Genomic DNA, 23,767 nt, shown 5'->3' on the forward strand with positions numbered 1-23,767 from the left:
CAGGCGGGGGCCCAAGTTCTCCAAGCCGCCGATACTGCCGAACGTAGCGTCAGCGCCAGCAACCTTAGGTTCCCGCCTCCGCGGGAACGACGTTACCGGCGCCGCTTCTTCCAGTCGTAACCGGGGCCGGTGACATCCACGCCGGGGTGCCCCACCACGTCCGGATGCTCCGAGCACATGGTGATGAAGCGCACGCCCTCGCCCGCACGCTGGCGCTGGCGCAGCTCTTCCATGAACTGCATCGCCGGCACCATCTCGCTGGTGTCGAAAGGCCGGGCATGGGGCTCGCTCGCGCCGTCGCCGACGACGACGGTCCAGTACACCATATACATCGCTTTCCTCCTCGCTGAACGTGCCTCCATTTTAATGCCGACAGAAAGTAGGATTTGTCCGAAAAAAGCCGATTATGTGGGCCACTTCACATAAGCGGTTGCATCGGGCCGTTAGGCTGGGATCTGTGTTCATTACGCAGGTACTGACTTCATGAATATTCAAAACGACGCCTCCACGCCGGACCTTGCCCTGTGGGGCGGTCTCGAATGCACGGTCAACCGCGTACGCGACAATTACTTCAGCCAGATGGACCGCAACGGCCACGCCGGCCGCCTGCAAGACATCGAACGCTTCGCTTCCCTCGGCGTCAAGGCGATCCGCTATCCGGTGCTATGGGAACGCACTGCGCCCGACGGCGTCGACAAGGCCGACTGGTCCTGGCCCGACGAGCGCCTCCCGGCGCTGCGCCAGCTGGGCGTCACGCCGATCGTGGGCCTGGTCCACCACGGCAGCGGTCCGCGCCACACCAGCCTGGTCGATCCCGCCTTCCCCGAGCTGCTGGCCGACTACGCCGGCGCGGTGGCGGCGCGCTACCCCTGGGTCGAGTACTACACGCCGGTCAACGAGATCTGCACCACGGCGCGCTTTTCGGGCCTGGCCGGGCTCTGGTATCCGCATGGCGGCGACGAAGCCACCTTCGTCCGCGCCCTGCTGGTGCAGTGCCGCGCCACCGTGCTGTCGATGCGCGCGATCCGCGCCGTCAATCCTGATGCCAAACTGGTCCAGACCGACGACCTGTCCAAGACCTATGGCACCCCCGAGATGGAAGAGATCAGCGGTTTCTTCAACGAGCGCCGCTGGCTGGCCTGGGATCTGCTGTGCGGGATGATCGACGAAAACCATCAACTGTGGACCTACCTGCGCGACTCTGGCGCCAGCGAACAAGAGCTGCGCTGGTTCCGCGAAAATCCCTGCCCGCCCGACGTGATCGGCGTGAACTACTACATCACCAGCGAGCGCTGGCTCGACCATCGTCCCGAGCGCTATCCGGAATCCCATCGCCACGTGTTTCGCGGCGTGCCGCATGCCGACGTCGAGGCGCCGCGCGCGCTGGCCACGCCGACGCCGGGCATCGCCCCGCTCTTGATGGAAACCTGGGAACGCTATGGCCTGCCGATCGCCGTCACCGAAGCCCATATCGACGCCAACCGCGAAGACCAGCTGCGCTGGCTGCTCGAGATCTGGAACGCCGCGCTCAAGGCGCGCCAGCAAGGCGCCGACGTGCGCGCGGTCACGGTGTGGGCCCTGCTCGGCTCCTTCGACTGGAACTGCCTGGTGACCGAATGCCGCGGCTACTACGAGCCGGGCCCGTTCGACGTGCGCGGCCCGGCGCCGCGGCCGACCGCGCTCGCCACCCTGATGCGCGAGCTGGCCAGCAAGCGGCCGCTGTCCAATCCGGTACTGCAGGGCGAAGGCTGGTGGCGCCGGCCGGGCCGCTTCCTGTGCAAGCCGGTCGCGACCCGCACGGCGGTGGCTGACATCGCCGTGCGCAGCCAGTTCAAGTCGAACCCCGTGCAACCGATCCTGATCTCGGGCGCCAGCGGCACCTTGGGCTCGGCCTTCAAGCGCATCTGCGAAAAGCGCAACCTGGCCTGCCACGTGCTGACGCGCCAGGAAATGGACATCACCGACCCGGCCTCGGTGGAAGCGGCGATCGTGCGCTTCAAGCCGTGGGCGATCGTCAATGCCGGCGGCTACGTGCGGGTCGACGAGGCCGAAGCCGATCTTGACCGCTGCATGCGCGAGAACACGCTGGGCCCGACCGTGCTGGCGCTGGCCTCTATCCGCCACGCGCTGCGCTTCATGACCTTCTCGAGCGACCTGGTGTTCGACGGCGCCAGCGAGCGGCCGTACGTGGAATCCGATGCCGCCAACCCGCTCGGCGTGTACGGCCGCAGCAAACTCGAAGCCGAGCAGCGCGTGCTGGACGCCGACCCGCAGGCGCTGGTGATCCGCACCAGTGCCTTCTTCGGTCCCTGGGACCAGCACAACTTCGTGACCCAGGCCCTGAACGCGCTCGACGTCGGCCTGCCGTTCCAGGCGGCGCGCGACGCATTGGTGTCGCCGACCTATGTGCCGGACCTGGTCAACGTGTCGCTGGACCTCCTGATCGACCGCGAACGCGGGATCTGGCACCTGACCAATGGCGAGGCGGTCAGCTGGGCCGAGCTTGCACGGCGCGCCTGCGCGGCGGCCGGGGTCTCGAGCGACAGGCTGCAGGAAGTCTCGATCGAGGAATGCGGCTACGCCGCCCGCCGCCCGGGCTACAGCGCCATGAGCAGCGAACGCGGCCTGCTATTGCCGTCGCTGGACGATGCGCTCAAGCGCTATGTGGAAGCGGTGCAGGAACGGGCCAATGGCGTCAGCCTTGGTCATGAGCACGCGGGAGAGGCGGCGCATTACGCGCGGTGAGCGGTGAGCGTTACCTCCAAAACGTCGTTCCCGCGAAGGCGGGAACCTAAGTATCACGCCGCACCACTTACACCAAACGTAGTAGCTGCGCGAAAGACTTGGGTTCCCGCCTGCGCGGGAACGACGGCGTATTTGGGCCGCGGGCCACGGGCTGCGGGCCATCAGGCTTATTGCGCTTCGCCCGCCGTAAACTGCAGGTGATACAGATTGGCATACATGCCCTTGTGCGCCAGCAGTTCGTCGTGCGTGCCCTGCTCGACGATGCGCCCGGCCTCCATCACCACGATGCGGTCGGCGCGCTCGATCGTCGACAGGCGGTGTGCGATCACGATCGTGGTGCGGCCGGCCATCAGGGTGTCGAGCGCCGCCTGCACCGCACGCTCGCTCTCGTTGTCCAGCGCCGACGTGGCCTCGTCCAGGATCAGGAGCGGCGCATCCTTGTAGATCGCGCGCGCGATCGCCACCCGTTGGCGCTGGCCACCCGACAGGCGCGAGCCGTTCTCGCCGATGCGGGTGTCGATGCCGTCCGGCAGGCGCGCCACCACATCGGTCAGGTGCGCGGCGCGCACCGCCGCCGCCAGGCGCTCGTAGTCGACCTGCTCGGCGCCGTAGGCGATATTGGCCGCCAGCGTGTCGTCGAACAGCACCACGTTCTGGCTCACCATCGCCAGCTGGCCGCGCAGCGAGGCCAGTTTGATGTCGGTGTACGGCACGCCGTCGAGCAGCAGGCGGCCTGCTTCCGGATCGTAGAAGCGCGTGACCAGGTTCACAAAAGTAGACTTGCCGCCGCCCGACACGCCCACCAGCGCCACCGTCTGTCCCGGCTTGACTTCCAGCGACACGCCGTTCATGGCCGGGCTGAGCGCGTTCGGATAGCGGAACACCACGTTGTCGAGCACCAGGTGGCCTTGTGCGCGCCCCAGTTCGCGGCTGCCGGTGTCGACCTCGGGTTCGGAGTCGATGATCCCGAACACCGTCTCGGCCGCCGCCATCCCGCGCTGCATCGGGCCGTTCACCTCGGCCAGCGATTTCAGGGGCGTGAGCAGCATCAGCATCATGGTCACGAACTGGGTGAACTCGCCGACCGTCATGTCGGCCTGGATCGCCAGCACGATCACCAGCGACAGCGCCAGGGAAGTGGCGATCTGGGTCACCGGGGTGGTGGCGGCGAAGGCCACCGTCATGCGCTGCGAGAAGCCGCGCAGGGCTTCGCTGCGCTTGTGGAAGCGCTGGCGCTCGTACCTCTCGCCCGAGAACACGCGGATCACCTGGTGGCCGCGCGCGGCTTCCTCGACCACGCCGGTCATCTCGGCAGTGACGCGCTGGCTCTCGCGGTTCAGGTTGCGCAGGCGCTTGGTGGTGGTGCGCACGATGACGGCGGTGAGCGGGATCACGATGATGGCGACCAGGGTCAGCTTCCAGTTCAGGTACAGCAGGGTGCCCAAGAGGCCGATCACCACCAGCACGTCGCGCACGCAGGCCACGAACACCGACTGGATCATGTCCACCACCTGGCGCACGTCGTTGACCACGGTGTTGATGATCTTGCCCGTCGATTCGTCCTGGTAGCGCGCCACCGGCAGGCGCAACACCTTTTCGAAGGCCATGGCGCGCATGTCGTTCAGAACGCGGGACAGCACCCAGTTGTTGAAGTAGGCGGTGCCGAAGGTGCCGATGCCGCGCAGGATGAAGATCGACACCAGGATGGCCGGGATCCACCACAGGCTGAAAGCGATGTTGTCCTTGAAGCCGTCGTCGAGCAGGACCTTGAGCGCCTCGCCCAGCAGCGGCTGGGTGGCGGCGGTGATGGCCATCGACAGCAGCGCCATCCAGGCGCGCGATTGATACGGTTTGACCAGCGCGAGCAGGCGCCGGATGATCACTTTAGTTTCCACGTTGTTCAACCTTTGCTTCCCTTGCCGGCCGCGCGGCCAGGCAGAATCCCATGAGCAGGAACACCATCAGCGCATAGAACATGCTGCCTTTGAGGGACCAGAAAATGACTTCGGTCAGGCCGAAGCTGAAGTAGCACAGCACCACCAGCATGCCGGCCAGCGCCGGCGCGAATTGCGGCAGGCTGGCGCCCGGCGCGCGGTCCGCGCCGCCGCGGCCCAGCTGGCGCGCGAAGAAAATGAACGGCGCCGCCAGGATGCCGATCCAGGCCGCCAGCCCGAACACGCCGCCGGTGGCGAGCGCCTGCAGGGCGTCATTATGCAGGTGTTCGAGCGACAGGATCGCCGGATCGAGCGTGCCCTGCTCCACCAGATGGCGGATCTCGGCGCGCACCGTGTTGCGGTCCAGGCCGAACAGCGGCCGTTCCTCGATCAGGATCGCCGCGCCTTTCCACAATTCGAGCCGGGTGCCGACGTTGGTGAAGACGTTGCCGCCGTCGACCCAGGTCTGGACGTCGTCCACGCCCTGCAGCGCGCGCTCCTGCATGCCGGTGGCCGGCACCAGGAAGGCGGCGCCGACCAGGGCGAAGCTCCCGGCCAGCAGCAGGCGCACCTTGCGGCTCTTGAGCAGCTGGGCATAGGAGAGGAACAGCAGCGCGGCCAGCGCCAGCGCGACCCAGGCGCCACGGGTGCCGGTGAGCATGCAGGCGGCCAGCCCGGCCAGCGTCCCGACCCCGGCCAGCAGCGCCTTGCGGGTATGGTGGCGATAGTCGATCGCCGCCGTCAGCGCCACCAGGCCCAGCACCAGGGCCAGGTCGCCGAAGGTGATCGCATTCAGGAAGCCGCCCGGGCGCTCGACCTGCAGCACGATGCGTTGCCAGGCGACGAAGGGCAGCGCGGCCACGCTGCCGGCCACCACGCCCCACCACAGGAAGGCGGGAGACGGCCGCGCCAGCAGGACCAGGGCCATGCAGGTGAGGCCGAGCAGCATGCGCGAGGGCTTGTCGAGGGTATCGAGGCCGGCCTCGGGCCGGATCAGGAAGGCCACGATGGCAAGCGCGAACTGGAACCAGAAGGCCGCGACCACCCAGCGGACCTCCTTCCAGTGCGGGCTCAGCGCGGCCCACGCCTTGCGCGGCACGCACAGGGCCGACAGCAGGAACAGGAGGCTGGAAAATCCGATGCCCGAGGGCGTGGTCAGGCTAAGGAAGGGAAACAGGAACACCTGGAGGCCGATCCAAACCTGCATTGGCTCCCGGGACATCATCGGCTTATTGTTCATTCAGGTTCTTGTGGGATATTCTTGCGACCTAGTCGGCTATTGAATCGGACAGCAATGCAGCAAACACAGACAATTTCGGTCGTGATCACCACGTACAACCGGCCCGACGCCCTGGAGGCGGTGGTGGAAGCCTGTTTTTTACAGGACGACAAGAATTTCGAAATCATTATCGCTGATGACGGCTCGACTGCCAACACGCGGGACTGCATCGAGCGCCTGGCCGCCAGGTCGCCGGTGCCCCTGAAACACGTCTGGCAGCCGGACGACGGCTTTCGGGCCGCCATGGCGCGCAACCGCGGCACGCTGGCGGCAACAGGCGACTATATCATTTTCCTGGACGGCGATTGCGTCCCGCAACGCGACTTCATCCGCCGCCACCGGGCGCTGGCCCAGCCCGGCTTCCTGGTTTCCGGCAGCCGCATCCTCCTGAGCCAGGGGCTCACCGAGCGCGTTTTGCGCGAACACGTCGACGTCGCCGGCATGGGCGTGGGCGAACGCCTGCGCCATCGCCTGTCCGGCGACATGAACAAGGTGATCCAGACGATGCTGCGCTGGCCCGACCTCGGCCGCGTGCGCCGCAAGTTCAGCTGGCGCCGCATCAAGAGCTGCAACCTGGCGGTGTGGAAGTCGGACCTGGTCAAGGTGAACGGCTTCGACGAGAGCTTCACCGGCTGGGGCCACGAGGATTCCGACCTGGTGGTGCGGCTATTCCACGCCGGCGTGCTGCGCAAGGACGGCGCGCTGGCCACCGAGGTGCTGCATTTGTGGCACCGCGAGGCGCAACGCGACCAGGAGTCGAGCAACCGCAAGATCGTATTGGATCGGGCGGCGAACGGGACCACGCAGGCGACGATCGGCTTGCGCGAGCACGCGGATCCGGCGCACTGAGCGCCGCCAGCGCAACGTCTCCCCGCTACTTCGACACGTCGTTCCCGCGGAGGCGGGAACCCAAGTTTGCTCGCGTAGTTGCTATGTTTGATGTAAGCGGCGGGGCGAATGACTTGGGTTCCCGCCTGCGCGGGAACGACGTGGTGCGGTAGCGTCAGGTCAGTACTCGACCGCCACGTCCTTCGCCCCCAGCGTGAGCTCGAGCGCCTGCTTGAGCGTATCCGACGGCCCCACTCGCCACTCGTCACCCAACTGCACCACATACGGTATCCCGTTGGTCTCCAGCCGCAGGCTGACTGGCATCCCGTCCTGCACCCGATAGGGCTGCAGCACTTCGGCGATCTTCGCCGGATCGACAGTGGTAGCCAGGTCCATCTCGAGCTTGTGCCCGTACTGGATGCGCGATGCCGCGATGTCGAACACCTTCTCGGCCGTGATGCGCAGGCCGCCGTTGAAGCGGTCTTCGGACACCTTGCCGACCACCAGCAGGAACTCGTCTTCCTTGAGGGCGTGCTTGTTGGCGTCGGCCACTTCGCTGTAGACGGTCACCTCATGCACGGCGGTCTTGTCGTCCAGCGCCACGATCAGGATCTTGCCGCGCTGGGTCATCTGGGTGCGCACGCCGGTGATCACGCCGCACATCATGCGCGGGTCGCGCGACGGCTCCAGGTCCTTCAGTTTGGTCTTGGCGAAGCGCCGCACTTCTTGCGCATACGAGTCGAACATATGGCCCGACAGGTAGTAGCCGAGCGCGATCTTTTCTTCGGACAGCTTCTGGCGGTCGGTCCAGGGCGTGGCCTTGACGTACTCGGGCGGCGCCACGAGGTCGGAATCGTCGCCGCCGAACAGGCTGACCTGGTTGGCCGCTGCCGCTGCCTGGCCGGCCGCTTCCATCGCGAACGCCACCGACGCCAGCAACACGGCGCGGTCGACGCCGAAGGCGTCCATCGCCCCGGCGCGGATCAAGGACTCGATGGTGCGGCGGTTGATCTGCTTGCGATCGACCCGCTTGCAGAAATCGAACAGGTCCTTGAACTTGCCGCCTTCCTTGCGCGCGGCGATGATGGCCTCGATCGCGCCCTGCCCCGCGCCCTTCACGCCGCCCAGGCCGTAGCGGATATTGGTCACCTGCTTGCCGGTCTTGGACTTCGCTTCGCCTTCCGGGGTGAAGCGGAACTGCGATTCGTTGACGTCCGGCGGCAGGATCACGAGCTTGCAGACTTCTTTCGCATCCTCCACCAGGATCTTGATCTTCTCGGTGTCTTCCATCGCCAGCGACATATTGGCTGCCATGAACGCGGCGGTATGGTGCACCTTCAAATACGCCGTGTGGTACGACAGCAGCGCATAGGCGGCCGCGTGCGACTTGTTGAAGCCGTAGCCCGCGAATTTTTCCATCAAGTCGAAGATCTCATCGGCCTTGGCGGTGGTGAGGCCATCCTTGGCGGCGCCGGCGCGGAATATCTCGCGGTGCTCGGCCATCTCTTCGGCTTTCTTCTTGCCCATCGCGCGGCGCAGCATGTCGGCGCCGCCCAGCGAGTAGCCGCCAACGATCTGCGCCATCTGCATCACCTGCTCCTGATAGACCATGATGCCGTAGGTCTCGGACAGGATGGACTCGGTGCGCGGATCGGGATAGTCGAACTTCTCGCCGTGCTTGCGCTTGCAGAAGTCGGGGATCAGGTCCATCGGGCCCGGTCGGTACAAGGCGACGAGCGCGATGATGTCCTCGAAACGGTCAGGGCGCGCGTCTTTCAGCATGCCCTGCATGCCGCGCGACTCCAGCTGGAAGATCGCGACCGTCTTGGCGTCAGAGAGCAGCTTGTACGAGGCGCGGTCGTCCAGCGGCAGCTTGGCCAGGTCGAATTCGCTCTCGGCCGGGTCGAGATCCTTGATGTAGTTGACGGCGCGGTCGAGGATGGTCAGGGTGGTCAATCCCAAAAAGTCGAACTTGACCAGGCCCACGGCCTCCACGTCGTCCTTGTCGTACTGCGACACCACGCCGGCGTCGCCGCCCTGGGTGTACAGCGGGCAGAAGTCGGTGAGTTTGCCCGGCGCGATCAAGACGCCCCCGGCGTGCATGCCGATGCCGCGCGTGATGCCCTCGACCTGCTGCGCCAGGTCGAGCAGCTGTTTCACTTCTTCTTCGTTCTCGAGGCGCTCCTTGAGCATCGGTTCTTCTTCGATCGCCTCGGCGATCGAGACTGGCTTACCCGGCTTGAACGGGATCAGCTTGGAGATGCCGTCGCAGAAGTTGTAGCCGAAGTCGAGCACGCGGCCGACGTCGCGGATCGCGCCCTTGGCCGCCATGGTGCCGAAGGTGGCGATCTGCGACACCGCGTCGCGGCCGTACAGGTCCTTCACGTGCTGGATCACCAGTTCGCGCTTTTCCTGGCAGAAGTCGATGTCGAAGTCGGGCATCGAGACGCGTTCCGGATTCAGGAAGCGCTCGAACAGCAGGTTGTACTTCAGCGGATCGAGGTCGGTGATCTTCAGTGCGTAAGCGACCAGCGAGCCCGCGCCCGAGCCGCGGCCCGGGCCGATCGGCACGCCGTTGTTCTTGCCCCACTGGATGAACTCCGCCACGATCAGGAAGTAGCCCGGGAACTTCATGTTGATGATCGTCTTGTTCTCGAAATCGAGGCGGGCTTCGTAGCGCGGACGCTCCTTTTCGCGCTGCGCCTCGTTCGGATACAGCTGGACCAGGCGCTCTTCAAGACCGCGTTTGGTCTCGGCGACAAGGAATTCGTCGATCGTCATGCCCGGGGTCGGGAAATTCGGCAGCTGCGGCTTGCCCAGGGTGAGCGTGACGTTGCAGCGCTTGGCGATTTCGACCGAATTGGCGAGCGCGCCCGGCAAGTCCTTGAACAGCTCGGCCATCTCGTCCTGCGACTTGAAGCACATATTCTCGTTGAAGCGGCGCACGCGCTTGGCGTTGGCCAGCATCTCGCCCTCGGCGATACACACGCGCGCTTCGTGGGCGATGAATTCGCTCTTGTCCAGGAACTGCACCGGGTGCGTCGCCACCACCGGCAGCCCCAGGCGGCCGGCCAGCGCCACCGAATGGCGCACCTGCTGCTCCTGGTTGGGTTGCCCGGCGCGCTGGATCTCGATGTAGAAGTGGCCCGGGAAGATCTTCGCCCAACGCTCGGCATTGGCTTCGGCTTTCGGCAAGTCGCCATTCTCGATCGCCTGGCCGACGTCGCCGAAATGGGCGCCCGACAGGACGATCAGGGCGTTGGCCTGCGGCTCGTCGGGATGCAGCGTCGACACCGACGTGGCCAGCGCTTCCAGCCACTCGGTGCGCAGCTCGGCGCGGCCCTTGTGCTGGTTGGTGAGCCAGGCGCGCGCCAGCAGGTCGCACAGCTGCAGGTAGCCGGTGTGGTTCTTGGCCAGGATCAAGAGGCGGTGCGGCTTGTCGCGGTTGTCGTCGTTGGTGATCCAGGCGTCGACCCCGACGATCGGCTTGATGCCCTTGCCACGCGCCGCCTTGTAGAAACGCACCAGGCAGAAGGTGTTGGCCAGGTCGGTCACGGCCAGCGCCGGCTGGTTGTCCTTGACGGCCGCCTTGACCAGGTCGTCGATGCGGACCAGGCCGTCGACGATGGAGTATTCGGAGTGGACGCGCAGGTGGGTGAAAGTCGGGGAAGTCATCCGCGCATTTTACCGTGAGCCGGCCAGGTGCGGCAGACCGTGCATGTCCACAAGCATGTATATGTAGTTATCATTCCATCAAGGGCCTGCATACTTGCCCAGCGCTCGCTTGAGGCGAACGCTGGGGTCGCCCTCGCTCGCTATCAGCCGCCCGGAATGCCCATCTGTGAACCGATCAGCTCAATGTTGACTGGCTCGACGATGCTGTCGCTGAACATCGCAATGAGCGACAATTCATTCGCATCGATGTTTGCATCCTTGTTCAAATTATCGAAGAACAGCAAAGCTGCACCGCCACTATTGTTCTTCGCCAGGATCAACAGGCTATCAGGTGCCGAATTTTCATTCATGGCAAGTGCGCCATTGAGGGTCGTCAACGTCTGCTGTAACGATGGTCCAAACATAACACTCGAAACAATGCCTTGCACAACGACTTCCACTGCTTCGTCGGCATCACCGACTGCGACTTTCGGCCAAGCGTTGCCAGCAGGAGTTTGCTCGGCGATACTATTGTCAGCCCATTGGATGCCATTGTGCCCATCACGATCGATGCGCGCTGCAGCATCGCCGGTGAACAGGATTTTGTCGCCAGACCCAAAGCCCACGATCAGGTCTTGGGCATTGCTGTTTACTACCCGATACTCGATGGTCAGATCTGCACCGTCGGCAAATATGGCGTCCTGGCCACCACCGGTCGCAATGTGTTTTTGCGTCAAGTTACTGCCGATATATGCGCCGCTGAAAAGCGCCTCATCAGGGCTGTTGCTCTCGGGCGGAATAAAGCTCAGCAAAAAGCCTTCCTGCAAGAACTGACCATTGACGCCACCGGCAAAATTGAGCGTTCCCTTGTTCAGATAGCCGTCGGCAGTTGCGAAAGTACTGTCCTCCCAGCTCATGGAATACAGGCCTGCTTTGATTGTTGTACCGAAGCGCAGCATGCCATCCATCGGGATACCGAAGCTCGGCCCACTCGTAGCTGCCGTATCGGCCAGTCCGGTTGCCAAATTCGTGAGATGGAAACCCGACTTGTCCATAAAGCCGGCCTGGCTCGGATCGCTTGTCGACATTTTGACAGGACCATTTTGACTATTGAGATACAGGACGCCAGGGTTGCCCGTCAGTTCATACCCAACAGACGCAAGGCCCGAAGGTTTCGGCTGCGGGCCTTGTGGTGCATTCGGATCCACGACATACGAAATTGACTGCACGGAGCCCTTGTTGCCGGCTTGGTCAATCTGCCTGACTTCGATGTGCTTCGAACCTTCACCGGGAATCTTGATCACGATGCTGTCGGTATTGCCGATCACAGGTGTCACCTGCCATTGTCCTTCTGAACCAGTGCGGTACTCGACCGTTGTAAAACCTGGCATCAATTCGCTCACGCGGATGTCGCCAACCGCCGAGATGCCATCACCCTTGGTGCCAGTGTCGTTCTCAAGGGCCAGGACCGGTGCGGCCGGCTTACCGGTCAGTAGCGTAAACTTAAATTCGACGCTGTCGCCGATGTTACCGGCCTTGTCGATCTGGCGCACGAAGAAGGCGTTATTGCCCGATTTCGCTTCCGGCTTAATCGTGGTCCAATTATCCATGCCGTTTTCACTGAACTGGACCGTCGCGCCGTCTTCTGCCTTCACCGTGTAGGTGCCAACATTGGTCACGTTATCCTTCTCTGCGGTTGGGAAACTGCCGGTATCCACATCAAGAGCAACGGATGGCGCGCCCGGTGCCTGGTTGTCCACTTTCGCATCGAGTTTGGCGGTATTGAAGCCCTGCAGGCTGTCGAACAATGCGCGCTCCTGCTTCGATAGCGCATCGGTGATCTTCACAAAGTTCGCGCGGTCGAGAACCATGTCAATGTCCTTGGACTTGAACTGGCGCGCGCCTGGTTCCCCGAGAAAAATCGAATTTTTCTCGTCAACCACGCCGTAAGAGTGCACGCCGCTCTTGTCTGAACCGAGCAGTGCCAGGTCGATTTCAGATACCGTACCGGTAACTGTTACCTTACCGGCATAGTCCTTGACATCGACACCGGTGATGTCGTTCATGGCCTGGATTGGCTGATGGCCCGCGCGCAGGATGGTGTTGTTGGTCAGGTCAATGACGACATCATCAGTGGCTGTGCCGGAAATGCTCAGCTTGTGTCCGTCGCCACCGACAATGAAGGTCTTTTGGGGTTCCTGTACGGGTTCAGGGGACGGAGGCGCGACCGGTATCGTCGGATAAACGACTTCAACCGCAGCTGGCAGGCCACCTTTGCCCAACGCCACCACCACATCCTTCAGCGTAGCCGCAGCCGGCATCACCTTGAGCACCTTGTCCATGCCGCCGCCGCGCAGCAGCGATTCGAGCGTGACCGGGTCGCCTGCGGCGGCCTTGGCGGTGTCGGCCAGCGCCTGGGCCAGCGCAACCGGATCGCCCTTGCCGCGCGTGGTGTCGAACAGCGCCAGCAGCGTCGTGTTGACGGCGATCGCTTCGACCACTTGCGGGGTCTTGGTGGCGGTATCGGCGAACGAGACCGCCGCTTTGACCAGCTGCGCCAGGTCGGTTGCGGTGGCGTCCGCGGTTACGGCGCGCACCAGGATGCGGGCAGCCTCGATCGAGGCGTAGCCACCGTACTGGCTGCCGGTCGCTTCGACCTGCGCGGTGAATTCGTCGACCGCCTGCTGGCGCAGTGCGGACAGGGTCGCGTCGCTGCCGCGAGCGCCGTTGAGAATGGCGATCGACACGTCGGCCAGCGAGGCATCACCCTGCTCGACCACGTCGGTCCAGTAGGCCAGGCCGTCGGCGTCCATCGCCCGGTTGAACAGTTGCTGGTAGATTTCCCCGATGCGGTCACCCAGCGAATCGGTGCCAAAGCGGACTTGCGCTTCTTCAGAGGTAGCGAACGCCTGGGTGATCGCGCCCAGGTCGCCGTTATTCGCGGTAAGCTGCTGCGACCAGAATTTGAGGCCGGCAGGATCGGCAGGGCGACCGTAGAAAGCCAGGTAGAAGGAATTGACAGTCGAATCGTGGGTGCTAAGCGTGCTCATGGTTTATAGGGTATGGACCAGGCGAAAATTGCCGAAGGCCAAGTATCCATGCACCAGAGATTGCAGACGTACAAATTTTTACTGTTTTTGCTGCCTTGTCGTATTTAGCCGACGTTTTATGAACTTTTAATCATCGAATTTAGGTACCATCGGCAATTAATCTGCAAATACCGAAATTCAGGAACCCCGTCAGGCGAAAAACGGGCCTTGAAAATTCTGCCAACCTATCCCTGGCCAAGCGGAGCTACTTCCTTCCTGGCAGTCGCACCATAGCGGCGGCGCATCCGCAAGAACGGCTCTTCGATGATGTGATAACTGAGCGTTGCCAGCGCCCAGGTCGCCGCATAAGTCACGACAATCATGAACAGGGCGTCGAGCCAGCCAATGGCGAACGGCCGCACCGTCCCGACCTGGGTGGCCAGCAGGTGCAACAGCGCCATGTGCAGCAGGTAGAACGAGAAGCTGATCTTGCCGCCATGCGTGAGCACGCGCTCCACCACGCCCGGCAGGCGCGGCCGGAAGGCGGTCCAGCCGAGGATCAGCAGCGCCCAGCCCGCGCTTTCGAGCAGCGACCAGCCGATCCAGAACGGGGAATGCGGCACGCTGCCGAAACTCGCCAGCCGGTGCATCAGTGCCGTATCCCACATCACCAGCGCGATCGACGCCGGCACCAGCAAGGGCGCGATGCGCTGCAGGAGGGCGCCATGGCGCGCGTACACCATGGCGGCGATCATGCCGATGATGAACTGGTCGAAGCGGCCGACGAAGGTACTGAAATACATCAGCGTGCTGTTGGTGTTGACGGTGAACGCGGCCGCCTTGAAGAACAGCAGCAGCACCAGCCAGCCCGCCAGGTAGCGGATGCCGCTTTCCATGGCGAAGCGCGCCAGGAACGGGAAGACCAGGTAGAACAGGAACTCGAGCGAGATGGTCCACGCAGCCCCGGTGATCGGCGTGCCGGACGTCGGCGCCAGCCCGAGGTTGGTGGCGAACACGTACAGCAGGTCGGCCGGCTGGAACTTGTCGCGTCCGATCGAGGTGGCGACCAAGAAGATCACCAGGTACAGGGGCAGGATGCGCAGCAGGCGGTTGCGCAAAAAGTCGGCATACACGATCTGACGCTGGTGCAGCGCGATCAGCATGAACAGGAAGCCCGACAGCGTGAAGAATAGCCCCACGCCGGTATGGCCTTCGATGATCAGCGCCGCCCATGGCGAGCTCAGGCCAGTGCCGCCGAGGCCGCGGTATTCGAGGTGGAAGTGAAACAGGAACACGAGCGTGGCCGCCAGCCAGCGCAACTGGTCAATCCGTGGGTTGTACCCGATGTTCAGCGACTGCATGCTGTGCCCCGTTATCAAAGGCAAGCATTGTAGCGTTACTGTCGTGAAATGACCGGTGTATTTGCGGCCGGCCACGCATGGTTGCACTGTCGTGAAAACACCAGCGCCACGTGGTAGACGCCGCATGCTGACTTATAATGTCGCCCTGTCTTATCTCACGCCTTTGCAAGGCCTACCGACCATGTCTTCCGAAAACCAGTACGTCAACATCGCTGCCTATAAATTCATCACGCTCGACAACCTGGAACAATTGCGCCCGCAATACCAGGACCTGTGCAACGAGCTGGGATTGAAGGGGACTGTGCTGCTGACGCCGGAAGGCATCAATATGTTCCTATCGGGTACGCGCGAACATATCGACCAGTACCTGGCCTGGGTGCGCAGCGACGTCCGCCTGGCCGACCTGGAATGGAAAGAAAGCCTGTCGGCCGAGCAGTCGCACAAGCGCATGCTGGTGAAGATCAAAAAAGAGATCATCACCATGCGCATGCCGCTGATCAAGCCGGAACTGGGCCGCGCGCCGGTGGTCGATGCCCCTACCCTCAAGCGCTGGCTCGACCAGGGCCATGACGACGACGGCGTCGAAGTCGTCATGATGGAAACCCGCAATGCCTTCGAGGTGGACGTCGGCACCTTCGAGAACACGCTCGACTACCGCATCGACAAGTTCACCGAATTCCCGGCCGTGGCTGCCGCGCACAAGGAAGAGCTCTCCGGCAAGACCGTGGTGACCTTCTGCACCGGCGGCATCCGCTGCGAAAAAGCCGCGATCCACATGAAGGAAATCGGTTACGACCGCGTGTTCCAGCTGGAAGGCGGCATCCTGAAGTATTTCGAGCAAGTCGGTGGCGACCACTACAACGGCGACTGCTTCGTGTTCGACTACCGCACCGCGCTCAACCCGAAACTGGAACCGACCGAGACCGCGCAGTGCTTCGCCTGCCGCGCCGTGGTGACGCCGCGCCAGCAGCTGTCGCCCGACTATGTCGTGGGTGTATCGTGCCCGCATTGCGCGGGCAAGCCAGCGCCGGGTGAAACGCTCAATGCGCCTGCCGCCCAGCCAGCGGCCCAAGCATAACCACGTCGTTCCCGCGATATAAGCACGTCGTTAGCGCGATATAACACGTCGTTGGCGCGATATAAGCACGTCGTTGGCGCGGTATAAGCACGTCGTTCCCGCGATATAAGCATGTCGTTCCCGCGAAGGCGGGAACCTAATTTCCGCTGCAGACCTTTTCCATCAGCTCGAGCGACCTTGGGTCCCCGCCTGCGCGGGGACGACGGCTAAGTTAAGCTACAGGGACGACCGCTGAGTGGAGCTTTACCGTTACACCACCGGCAGCGCTTCGGCGCCGGTCTGCACGCCCACCAGCGCGGTTTCGCCAGCCGTATGCGCGTCCACGATCCGGTCGATCCACGCATCGACCACTTCCGTGTCGAGCGCATCGGCGGCGGACGACAGATCCTTGATCGTGGCGAGGAATTCAGCCGCGATATCGATGTTGGCGCCAGCATAGGCCGCCTGTTCATCCGGCTCATCCAGGCGATCCGTGAACAGGGTCGCGGCGGCGATCTTGCCCTTGAAGGCGATTTCATCCTGCCCCTCAGCGCCGTCGGCGATCTGGGTCACCACGTTATCGATGGTGATCATCTTGTTATCGAGCAGATTGGCCCAGTAGTCCACGCCCGTGGACTCGGCCTCGCGGCCGAACAGGTTCATGTAGACCTCGCTGACCACGGCACGGTTGTCCATGCCGGCATAGGTGTCGCGATATTCATTCGATGTCGAAAACGAGCGCGACAGTTCATTCAGCGCATCCGGGTTCGCGTCTAGCGCATCCTTCCAGTAGTCCAGCCCGGCAACGTCGGCTGGACGGTTGAAATATGCTACGTACAGTTCCTGGATATCGAGTTCGGCGATTGCCATAGTTACCTCCGCTATTAATTGGTGATTTGATATTACTCAAAACGACGAATTAGCGGCGCACACATCGGAGGGATTCGTGAAAATCACGTCTTTTGATCGCAAGATAACGATGGTTGCTGCGGGATATGAGAAGTTACCTCGCCCCGGCTGACGCTTGGGCGGATGCGGCCGCCTGCGGGTGCAGGCGGCCGTCGCTGATCAGCGGAAGAAGGCTGCGATCTCGCGGATGGCTTCCGGCGCGATCGTGCCGGAGGCTGCGCGCAGACGCATCAATCCCACGAGGTAGGAATAGCGGGCCTGGGCCAGGTCGCGCTGGGTGGTGACGAGCTGCGACTGGGCGTTGAGCAGGTCGAGGTTGATACGCACCCCTCCCTTGATGCTTTGCTCAGTCGCCTTGACGAGTTCCTTACCCGAATCGACTGCCTTGACGAGGGCATCGATCTTGCGACCGCTGCTCTGCACCAGGTCGTATGCGCGGCGCAACTCGACCATGGTCTCGTTGGTGCGGGCATCGAGCTCGGCCTGGACGCGGCCGTAGTTGGCCGCGGCCTGGCGCGTCTGCGCGCTGATTGCGCCGCCCGAATAGATCGGAATATTCACCTGAAGGCCGATCGAGCGGTTGAGCGTTTCCTGGCCTGCCACGGTCAAGGTCTCGCTCAGGTTCTTGCCGTAGGAAGCGATCATGTCGACGCGCGGCAGGTGACCCGCCTTGTTGCGGCCGATCTCGAGCCGCGAGTTTTCCACCGACAGCCGCAACGCCGCCAGCGTATTGTTCTGGCGCAGCGCCAGTTGCTGCCATTCCTCGTACGTGGTGACGTCCAGCGTAACCGGACGGAAGTTGGGGGCGATCTGGTCGAGCGAACCCGGATCCATGCCGATTACGCCAGCCAGTGTGTTGCGTGCCGCGGTCACATGGTCTTGGGCTTCGACCAGCGCAGCTTCGGCCACATCGAGCCGGGCCTGGGTTTCCAGCATGTCGGTGCGGGTGCCCTCGCCTTTTTCGAACAGCAAGTGGTTCACCTTCTGCTGCTCGCTGTGCGTGTCGCGCTGGGCACGCGCGAGCGCCAGCTGATCCTCGGCGAACAAGGCATCCATATAGGTGCTGACCAGGCGCACCGAGACTTCGTCAGCGCCCGCCTCATAAGCTTCCTTGGCCTGGGCGCTCTGCACCTTGCCCTGGCGGTAGCGCTGGATCGCGTCCATATTGAACAGCGACTGGCGCAGCTGCACGACCGAGGAGCGGCTCAGGTATTTTGGGTAATCCTGTATGAATTGCTCTCGGCCAAGGACATCCTTGGTGGTGTACTCGCGGTCTACCCGGTTCTGGTTGACCGTATGACTGGCTGATACCTGCGGCAGCAACTGCGAGCGGCCCAGGATCGCGTTTTCCTTGCCGCTCTCGTTCTCGTAGTAACGCATGCGGAACACCGGATCGTGCTTGAGCGCGGCCTGGTAGGCCTCTTCCAGGGTGACCGCGTCGGCGCCACCGGTCATGCACAGGCCCGCAGCCAGCAGCGCGCCCGCAACCAGGCCACGCAGGCGAAACTTGTTGATCGACGCCATCGCTTACTCCTCGCTCAGCGCCGAGTGGGCACGGTCCATGATCGGCTTGAGCAGGTAGCTCATCATGGTGCGCTCGCCGGTCTTGACGAACAGCTCGACCGGCATGCCGGAGCGGATGTCCATCTTGTGGGCGGCAACTTTCTTCTCGCCTTCCGGAGTGACCTTCACGTGCACCTTGTAGTAAGGATTGCCGGTGCGCTCGTCGACGCTGCGGTCGGCCGAGATGTACAGCACTTCGCCATTGATGTGCGGGGTCTTGTTGGTATTGAAGGCCGAGAAGATCAGCTCGACCGGCAAGCCCGGATGCACCTTGTCGACCAGGTTGGTCGCCAGCTGGCCGTCGACGATCAACGGCGCATTGCTCGGGACGATGTCCATCATCTTGAAGCCGGGCGGCACCACGCCGCCATTGGTGAACACAGCCAGGCCGACCACGACGCCGTCGGCCGGCGAGCGGACTTCGACGTTCGACAGTTCGAAGTGCTGCGCCTGCAGGCGTGAACCCTGGGCATCGACTTCGCGCTGGTAGTCGGTCAACTGGGTACGCACTTCCTTCTGGAACTCCTGGAGGCGTTGCGCGCGGCGCATCGTCAGCTCGATCACCTGGCGCTGTGAGCGGCCGATATTGCCGATGTCTTCGGAGATCGCGCCGCCGAGCTGAGCATAGGTGCGCTCCAGTTCGAGCAGGCGGTTGCGAGCGACATAGCCTTCTTTCGCCAGATCACGCATGCCGCCCAGCTGTTCCTTCAGGAATTCGACCTGTTCTTTCTTGCTGTCGCGCGATTCCTGCAGGCCGCTGATCTGCATCTTGAGGCCTTCGATACTGGCGTCAACGCCGGACAGCTCGCTCTGCAGCGCGTTGGTGCGCGACATCAGGAGCTGATTCTGGGTAGTCATCATTTCCATGACGCGTGGCTCGCTACGGCGCTTCTCCAGCTCTTCCGGGAACTTGATCGTGCGGGAACCGTCGCGCTCCGCCGTCAGGCGGGCCACGGTGGCCAGTGCCGATAAGTATTGGGCGTCGGTAACGTCGAATGCGGAGCGGGCGATGATTGGATTCATGCGTACCAGCACCTGGCCTTTCTTGACCTGGTCACCATCGCGCACCAGCAATTCCTGGACCGTGCCGCCAGCCTGATGCTGCACGGCCTGGCGGTTCGATTCAGTCGCCACGGTGCCCGACAGCGGCACGCCCTTGTCGAGCGGTGCGAACAACGCCCACAGCAGGAAACCACCAAACCCGATCAACACGACGAGCCAGCCGATACGGCTGAACGCTTTCGCATCGGTCTTCACTTCAAGCGGCGTCACGTCGTGGGTGATGACTTCCGCTGCGTCTTTCTTCACCAGCTTCATTAGTTCGATTCTCCGGTAGTCGCAGGCGTTGCCGCGGCGGGGGCGGCAGGAGCGGGCGTGGCGCGCGCCGCTTGCGCGGCTTCGATCGCTTTCTTGTTTGCTTCCTGGATTGCTGCCATCACTTGCTGGGTCGGACCGAATGCCTGCACCGAACCTTCTTTCAGTACCAGCAGTTTGTTGGTCGCACCAAGGATGCTTGGACGGTGGGTGATCAGCACGATGGTCTTGCCACGGCGACGCAGGTCGAGCACGGCCTGGACCAGCGACTGCTCGCCGATCTCGTCCAGGTTCGAGTTTGGTTCGTCCAGCACGAGCAGCGCGGGATCGTCGTACATCGCACGGGCCAGGGCCAGGCGCTGCTTCTGCCCGCCCGACAGGCCACCGCCACCGTCCGCGAGCGGCGTGTCATAGCCTTTCGGCAGGCGCAGGATCATGTCGTGCACACCGGCGCGCTGGGCGGCCGTCACGACTTTCTCGGCATCGACCTCGCCAAAGCGGGCGATATTCTCGCTCACGGTACCGCTGAACAGTTCGATGTCCTGCGGCAGGTAGCCGATGTGCGGGCCCAGCTCGGCCTTGTTCCACTGATAGATATCGGCGCCATCCAGGCGTACCTTGCCCATCATCGAAGGCCAGATACCGACCAGCAGGCGCGCCAGGGTCGACTTGCCCGAACCGCTTTGGCCGACCACGCCGAGGACGTCGCCAGGGGCGACCGAAAAACTCAGATTGCGCACGATCGGCGTGCTCACGCCCGGTGGGGCCGCAGTGACGCCTTCAACGGTCAGGGCACCATTCGGCTTCGGCAGCTCCATGCCCGCCGAACGTGCCGGATTGGTCTCGAGCAGCTTGGTCAAGCGCTCGTGGGCACTGCGGGTGCTGCTCCAGCTCTTCCACACACCAATCACCTGCTGCACCGGCTGCATCGTGCGGCCGACCAGGATCGACGCGGCGATCATCATGCCTGGTGTGAGCTTGTTCTCGAGAACCAGCAGCGCACCAAAGCCGAGGACCAGCGACTGGAGCGCGGTCTGCACGAACTTGGTCACTGCGCCGATCGTGCCTGCCTTCTGGCTGGCATCCGCCTGCAGCGACAGGAACTTACCATGGGTCTTGAACCAGCGGCCCATCAGGTTGGGCAACATGCCCATCGATTCGATCACCTCCGCATTGCGCAGATTATTGGTTGCCATGGCGCTCGCCGACACCGCCATCGAGTTGGCTTCCGACAGCGGTGCGCGCGTCACACGTTCGTTGACGATTGCCAGCACCACCAGGATCAGCGTACCGGCAAGCGCGAACCAGCCCAGCGACGGCTCGAACATGAAGATGACGAACAGGTAGATCGGGAACCAGGGCGCGTCGAAGAAGGCAAACAGCGCATTGCCGGTCAAGAACTGGCGCAGGCTGGTCAAGTCGTTCAGCGCCTGGCCGGCATTGCCGCCGGATTGCTTCAGGTTTTGCTCGAACGCTGCCGTATAGATGCGTTTGTTAAGCATCATGTCGAACTTGGCGCCGACGCGCACCAGCACAAAGGAACGCACGACCTCGAGCGCACCGACGAACAGGAAGGCGCCCAGCATCAGCAGGGTCAGCATCAACAGGGTGATTTCGTTACGGCTGGCCAGCACGCGGTCGTAGACCTGCAGCATGTACAGCGATGGGGTCAGCGCCAGCAGATTGATGACCGCGCTGAAGACACCGACGGTAATGAAGGTGCTTTTGAAGGCGAGTAAAGCGCGCTCGATTTCGTTATTTTCGTTTAGCAGTTTTTTCATGGGCTGTAGTCTGAGAACAGATCGGTATCGAGGAGCACTCGACCGGCCCAGCAGTTTCCAAGCATCAAGTAACTGTTCGGCGCGCCTATTATGCCGGAAAACCTCTGCGTTTTGTGATATTCGTCACACAATGTGAGTACTCTGACCACACTTCCGTCGTCTGGCGACGACAGGCGTAAAAAAACCCGCCACCTTGCGGTGGCGGGTTTCAATGCTTATGCAAGCCCGCTAGGCGGGCAAGGCATTAATTAAGCATCTTTCAGCGAGATCACGCCGTCGGTCAGTTGCAGGTCGGTTGCATCGACACCCACCAGGCTGATGACGATGATGTCGTCGCTGGTCGAACCGTATGCAGCTTTTTCCACGTGGATTTCAGCGCGGTTACCGTTCTGGACGAAGAAGATTTCCATCGCGGTGTCGACGCCTTTGTCCAGGCCGCCAGCGTTGAAGGTGAAGTTCTTGCCCACGTAGATCACGTCGTCGCCGCTGGTGCCGAAGCCGGTCACGGTCGAGTCAACCGAACCCAGCATGAACACGTCCGAACCGGTCAGAGCAGCCGATGCTGCGGTCAGGGTCACTGGGGCCAGGTAGCCGCCTGCAGCGAAGTCAGCGGTAGCGGTTTCCTGCGCGTCGACCAGGTCAGCGTAAGCGTCAACTTTTGCTTCAGCAGCCGACAGGTTCGACACCAGCTTCGCCAGGTCGCTGACAGCTTTGGTTGCGTTCGCCGAAGCGGTTGCCAGCGGAGCGATTGCCAGAGCAGCAGGTTCGTCGGTGTCGTCCAGGTTGGTGATGGCGGTGTTAGCAGCGGTCACTGCCTTCACTGCACCGCTTTGGACCAGCAGAGCATCGTTGTAGTCACGCACTGCGGTAACCAGGGCGCCAACGCCAGGGTAGGCAGTTTCGGTGATACCAGTAGCCAGGGTCACAGCGCCGGTGTCAGCGTTGATGCGAGCCAGGACGACTGGAGTGGTGCCGGTGGCTGGAGCAGCGGTGATTTCGGTTGCGCCGATGGTGACTTCACGGCCGCTGATACTTGCTTCGAGGAATGCTTCAGCAGCATTCTTCTTCAGCAGGGCTGCATCTTCAGCCTTGTCTGCAGCGGTTTGAGCAGCGGTAGCACGTGCCAGAGCGTCGGCAGCAGCAACAGCCTTGGCGCTTGCGTCGCCGCGAGCATCTGCCAGGTTGTCGGCCGCAGTCTTGGCTGCTTTGTTCAGGACTTCTTGACGGTCAGCCAGTGCTGCCGCTTTTTGACGATCGGTGCCAGCGTAGCCAGCGCCAACCGAGGTAGCCAGGGCGGCTTCAGCGGTGTCAGCAGCGGTGTCCAGCTCGTCGCCAGCGGTGGCTGCGTTCAGGTCGTTAGCTTTGACGAAGTCAGCGATTGCCTTGTCAGCAGCGCGCAGTGCAGCGATGCCGCTTTCCAGAGCGAACGGGGTGCCAGCTTTGACGACTGCAGCAACTTGTGCGTCCAGTGCGGCAGGAGCGATAGCAGCGGTCAGGGTTGCATCGGTGGTGATGCTGGAGATCCAGGTCTTAGCAGCGGCCAGTGCGTCGGCGCCAGCGTAGCCAGCTTGTTCAGCGGCGGTGTCCAGGGCGTTGGTGAAGGCGGTAGCGGCTTCGACTTTGTTTTCGTAAGCAACACCGTCCGAACCTTGTGCGCCGTTACCGACTTCAGCAACGATGGTGCTGATGCCAACGGTGCCTTTGTTCAGCAGGTCAACCCAGTACGCACGACCGTCGGTGGTCGAGGTGCCGCGGCCGAACAGGTTCAGGTAGATCTGATCGACGACTTGGGCGTTGGTCTTGCCGAAGTATGCGACGATGTATTCTGGCTGGGTAGCGAAAGCTGCCGACACAGCGGTGGTCGAGCCAGCTTGAGCTTCAACGACGTTGGTCCAGTAGTCCAGGCCTGCTGGGTCAGCAGGACGGCCGAAGTATGCAACGTACAGTTCTTGAACTGCTGCGACGTGGGTAGCGACGATTGCCATGTATAACTCCAAATAAAAGATCGATCGATCGAAATGTTGATTCAATGTTGCAGAGAGTGGTAGCCACTCCTGTAAGGCCAACGGACCGCATCATGACAGATGCCTAGCAAGCGCATGTGTGATGGCCGTCACAAAACAGACAAAGTTTTTGGGAAAATGGACAAAATCAGGACAAATTCTTTTTCTGGCGGAATTTAAAAGATAATTTCTTTGCAATTCTCACAAATTTACACACTACCTCATCGGGAATAACCATGACCTCTTGATTGTTACATCCTGAAACACAGAATACATTTTGTAATTGCCACATATAAAAATATACATACGA

At 62.5% G+C, this 23,767-nt stretch carries 14 protein-coding genes; 3 read left to right on the forward strand and 11 right to left on the reverse strand.

What is annotated here, in order from left to right; genetic code table 11:
• Positions 1–92: 92 nt before the first annotated feature.
• Positions 93–332 (reverse strand): hypothetical protein, encoded by a 240-nt coding sequence (locus AC3A6F_RS24505; protein WP_487686232.1) that lies wholly within the window; start codon positions 330–332, stop codon positions 93–95.
• Positions 333–483: 151 nt separating this feature from the next.
• Here AC3A6F_RS24505 and AC3A6F_RS24510 point away from each other — a divergent pair, with 151 nt between their 5' ends.
• Positions 484–2,745, forward strand: a complete 2,262-nt coding sequence (locus AC3A6F_RS24510; RefSeq protein WP_487686236.1) for a family 1 glycosylhydrolase — start codon at positions 484–486, stop codon at positions 2,743–2,745.
• Positions 2,746–2,912: 167 nt separating this feature from the next.
• On the opposite strand, the gene msbA is transcribed toward AC3A6F_RS24510, so the two are convergent.
• Positions 2,913–4,640 carry a lipid A export permease/ATP-binding protein MsbA gene (gene msbA, locus AC3A6F_RS24515; protein ID WP_487686239.1) on the reverse strand — a complete coding sequence of 576 codons (1,728 nt, stop codon included), beginning with the start codon at positions 4,638–4,640 and terminating at the stop codon, positions 2,913–2,915.
• The gene (locus AC3A6F_RS24520; protein WP_487686242.1) at positions 4,630–5,886 is read right to left on the reverse strand and encodes an O-antigen ligase family protein; all 1,257 of its coding nucleotides are present in this window, start codon (positions 5,884–5,886) and stop codon (positions 4,630–4,632) included. The genes msbA and AC3A6F_RS24520 overlap by 11 nt, the downstream gene beginning before the upstream one ends.
• 87 nt (positions 5,887–5,973) lie before the next feature.
• Between AC3A6F_RS24520 and AC3A6F_RS24525 the strand changes: the two genes are divergently transcribed.
• Positions 5,974–6,807 (forward strand): glycosyltransferase family 2 protein, encoded by an 834-nt coding sequence (locus AC3A6F_RS24525; RefSeq protein WP_487686245.1) that lies wholly within the window; start codon positions 5,974–5,976, stop codon positions 6,805–6,807.
• Between the two features lie 159 nt (positions 6,808–6,966).
• Here the strand turns inward: AC3A6F_RS24525 and dnaE are convergent, their stop codons facing one another.
• The 3 genes from dnaE to AC3A6F_RS24540 form a co-directional block, all read right to left on the reverse strand.
• Positions 6,967–10,461, reverse strand: coding sequence for a DNA polymerase III subunit alpha (gene dnaE, locus AC3A6F_RS24530; protein WP_487686248.1), 3,495 nt, complete (start codon positions 10,459–10,461; stop codon positions 6,967–6,969).
• Between the two features lie 143 nt (positions 10,462–10,604).
• Positions 10,605–13,490 (reverse strand): DUF4214 domain-containing protein, encoded by a 2,886-nt coding sequence (locus AC3A6F_RS24535; protein WP_487686250.1) that lies wholly within the window; start codon positions 13,488–13,490, stop codon positions 10,605–10,607.
• 224 nt (positions 13,491–13,714) lie between these two features.
• Positions 13,715–14,830, reverse strand: a complete 1,116-nt coding sequence (locus AC3A6F_RS24540) for an acyltransferase family protein (protein ID WP_487686253.1) — start codon at positions 14,828–14,830, stop codon at positions 13,715–13,717.
• A 181-nt stretch (positions 14,831–15,011) separates the two neighbouring features.
• Between AC3A6F_RS24540 and AC3A6F_RS24545 the strand changes: the two genes are divergently transcribed.
• Positions 15,012–15,908: a sulfurtransferase gene (locus tag AC3A6F_RS24545; RefSeq protein WP_487686256.1), complete on the forward strand. Its 897-nt coding sequence runs from the start codon at positions 15,012–15,014 to the stop codon at positions 15,906–15,908.
• Between the two features lie 249 nt (positions 15,909–16,157).
• Here AC3A6F_RS24545 and AC3A6F_RS24550 read toward each other — a convergent pair whose 3' ends face one another.
• The 5 genes from AC3A6F_RS24550 to AC3A6F_RS24570 all read right to left on the reverse strand — a co-directional run bounded on the left by AC3A6F_RS24550 (position 16,158) and on the right by AC3A6F_RS24570 (position 23,439).
• Positions 16,158–16,757, reverse strand: coding sequence for a DUF4214 domain-containing protein (locus AC3A6F_RS24550; protein WP_487686259.1), 600 nt, complete (start codon positions 16,755–16,757; stop codon positions 16,158–16,160).
• 198 nt (positions 16,758–16,955) lie between these two features.
• On the reverse strand, positions 16,956–18,320 hold the full coding sequence (locus AC3A6F_RS24555) for a TolC family outer membrane protein (RefSeq protein ID WP_487686262.1): 1,365 nt from the start codon (positions 18,318–18,320) through the stop codon (positions 16,956–16,958).
• A 3-nt stretch (positions 18,321–18,323) separates the two neighbouring features.
• Positions 18,324–19,676, reverse strand: a complete 1,353-nt coding sequence (locus AC3A6F_RS24560) for an HlyD family type I secretion periplasmic adaptor subunit (protein ID WP_487686264.1) — start codon at positions 19,674–19,676, stop codon at positions 18,324–18,326.
• Positions 19,676–21,454 carry a type I secretion system permease/ATPase gene (locus tag AC3A6F_RS24565; RefSeq protein ID WP_487686266.1) on the reverse strand — a complete coding sequence of 593 codons (1,779 nt, stop codon included), beginning with the start codon at positions 21,452–21,454 and terminating at the stop codon, positions 19,676–19,678. The genes AC3A6F_RS24560 and AC3A6F_RS24565 overlap by 1 nt, the downstream gene beginning before the upstream one ends.
• A gap of 248 nt (positions 21,455–21,702) precedes the next feature.
• Positions 21,703–23,439 (reverse strand): hypothetical protein, encoded by a 1,737-nt coding sequence (locus tag AC3A6F_RS24570; protein ID WP_487686269.1) that lies wholly within the window; start codon positions 23,437–23,439, stop codon positions 21,703–21,705.
• Positions 23,440–23,767 lie beyond the last annotated feature (328 nt).

It is taken from the genome of Massilia sp. Soil_C_3 (assembly GCF_057657035.1).

Bases quoted from the DNA above. Each gene is read 5' to 3' on its own strand.
- dnaE (WP_487686248.1), bottom strand. From the start codon at position 10,461: ATGACTTCCCCGACTTTCACCCACCTGCGCGTCCACTCCGAATACTCC.
- AC3A6F_RS24570 (WP_487686269.1), bottom strand. From the start codon at position 23,439: ATGGCAATCGTCGCTACCCACGTCGCAGCAGTTCAAGAACTGTACGTT.
- AC3A6F_RS24555 (WP_487686262.1), bottom strand. From the start codon at position 18,320: ATGGCGTCGATCAACAAGTTTCGCCTGCGTGGCCTGGTTGCGGGCGCG.
- AC3A6F_RS24560 (WP_487686264.1), bottom strand. From the start codon at position 19,676: ATGAAGCTGGTGAAGAAAGACGCAGCGGAAGTCATCACCCACGACGTG.
- AC3A6F_RS24525 (WP_487686245.1), top strand. From the start codon at position 5,974: ATGCAGCAAACACAGACAATTTCGGTCGTGATCACCACGTACAACCGG.
- AC3A6F_RS24540 (WP_487686253.1), bottom strand. From the start codon at position 14,830: ATGCAGTCGCTGAACATCGGGTACAACCCACGGATTGACCAGTTGCGC.
- AC3A6F_RS24520 (WP_487686242.1), bottom strand. From the start codon at position 5,886: ATGCAGGTTTGGATCGGCCTCCAGGTGTTCCTGTTTCCCTTCCTTAGC.
- AC3A6F_RS24510 (WP_487686236.1), top strand. From the start codon at position 484: ATGAATATTCAAAACGACGCCTCCACGCCGGACCTTGCCCTGTGGGGC.
- AC3A6F_RS24535 (WP_487686250.1), bottom strand. From the start codon at position 13,490: ATGAGCACGCTTAGCACCCACGATTCGACTGTCAATTCCTTCTACCTG.
- AC3A6F_RS24565 (WP_487686266.1), bottom strand. From the start codon at position 21,454: ATGAAAAAACTGCTAAACGAAAATAACGAAATCGAGCGCGCTTTACTC.
- AC3A6F_RS24505 (WP_487686232.1), bottom strand. From the start codon at position 332: ATGTATATGGTGTACTGGACCGTCGTCGTCGGCGACGGCGCGAGCGAG.
- AC3A6F_RS24550 (WP_487686259.1), bottom strand. From the start codon at position 16,757: ATGGCAATCGCCGAACTCGATATCCAGGAACTGTACGTAGCATATTTC.
- AC3A6F_RS24545 (WP_487686256.1), top strand. From the start codon at position 15,012: ATGTCTTCCGAAAACCAGTACGTCAACATCGCTGCCTATAAATTCATC.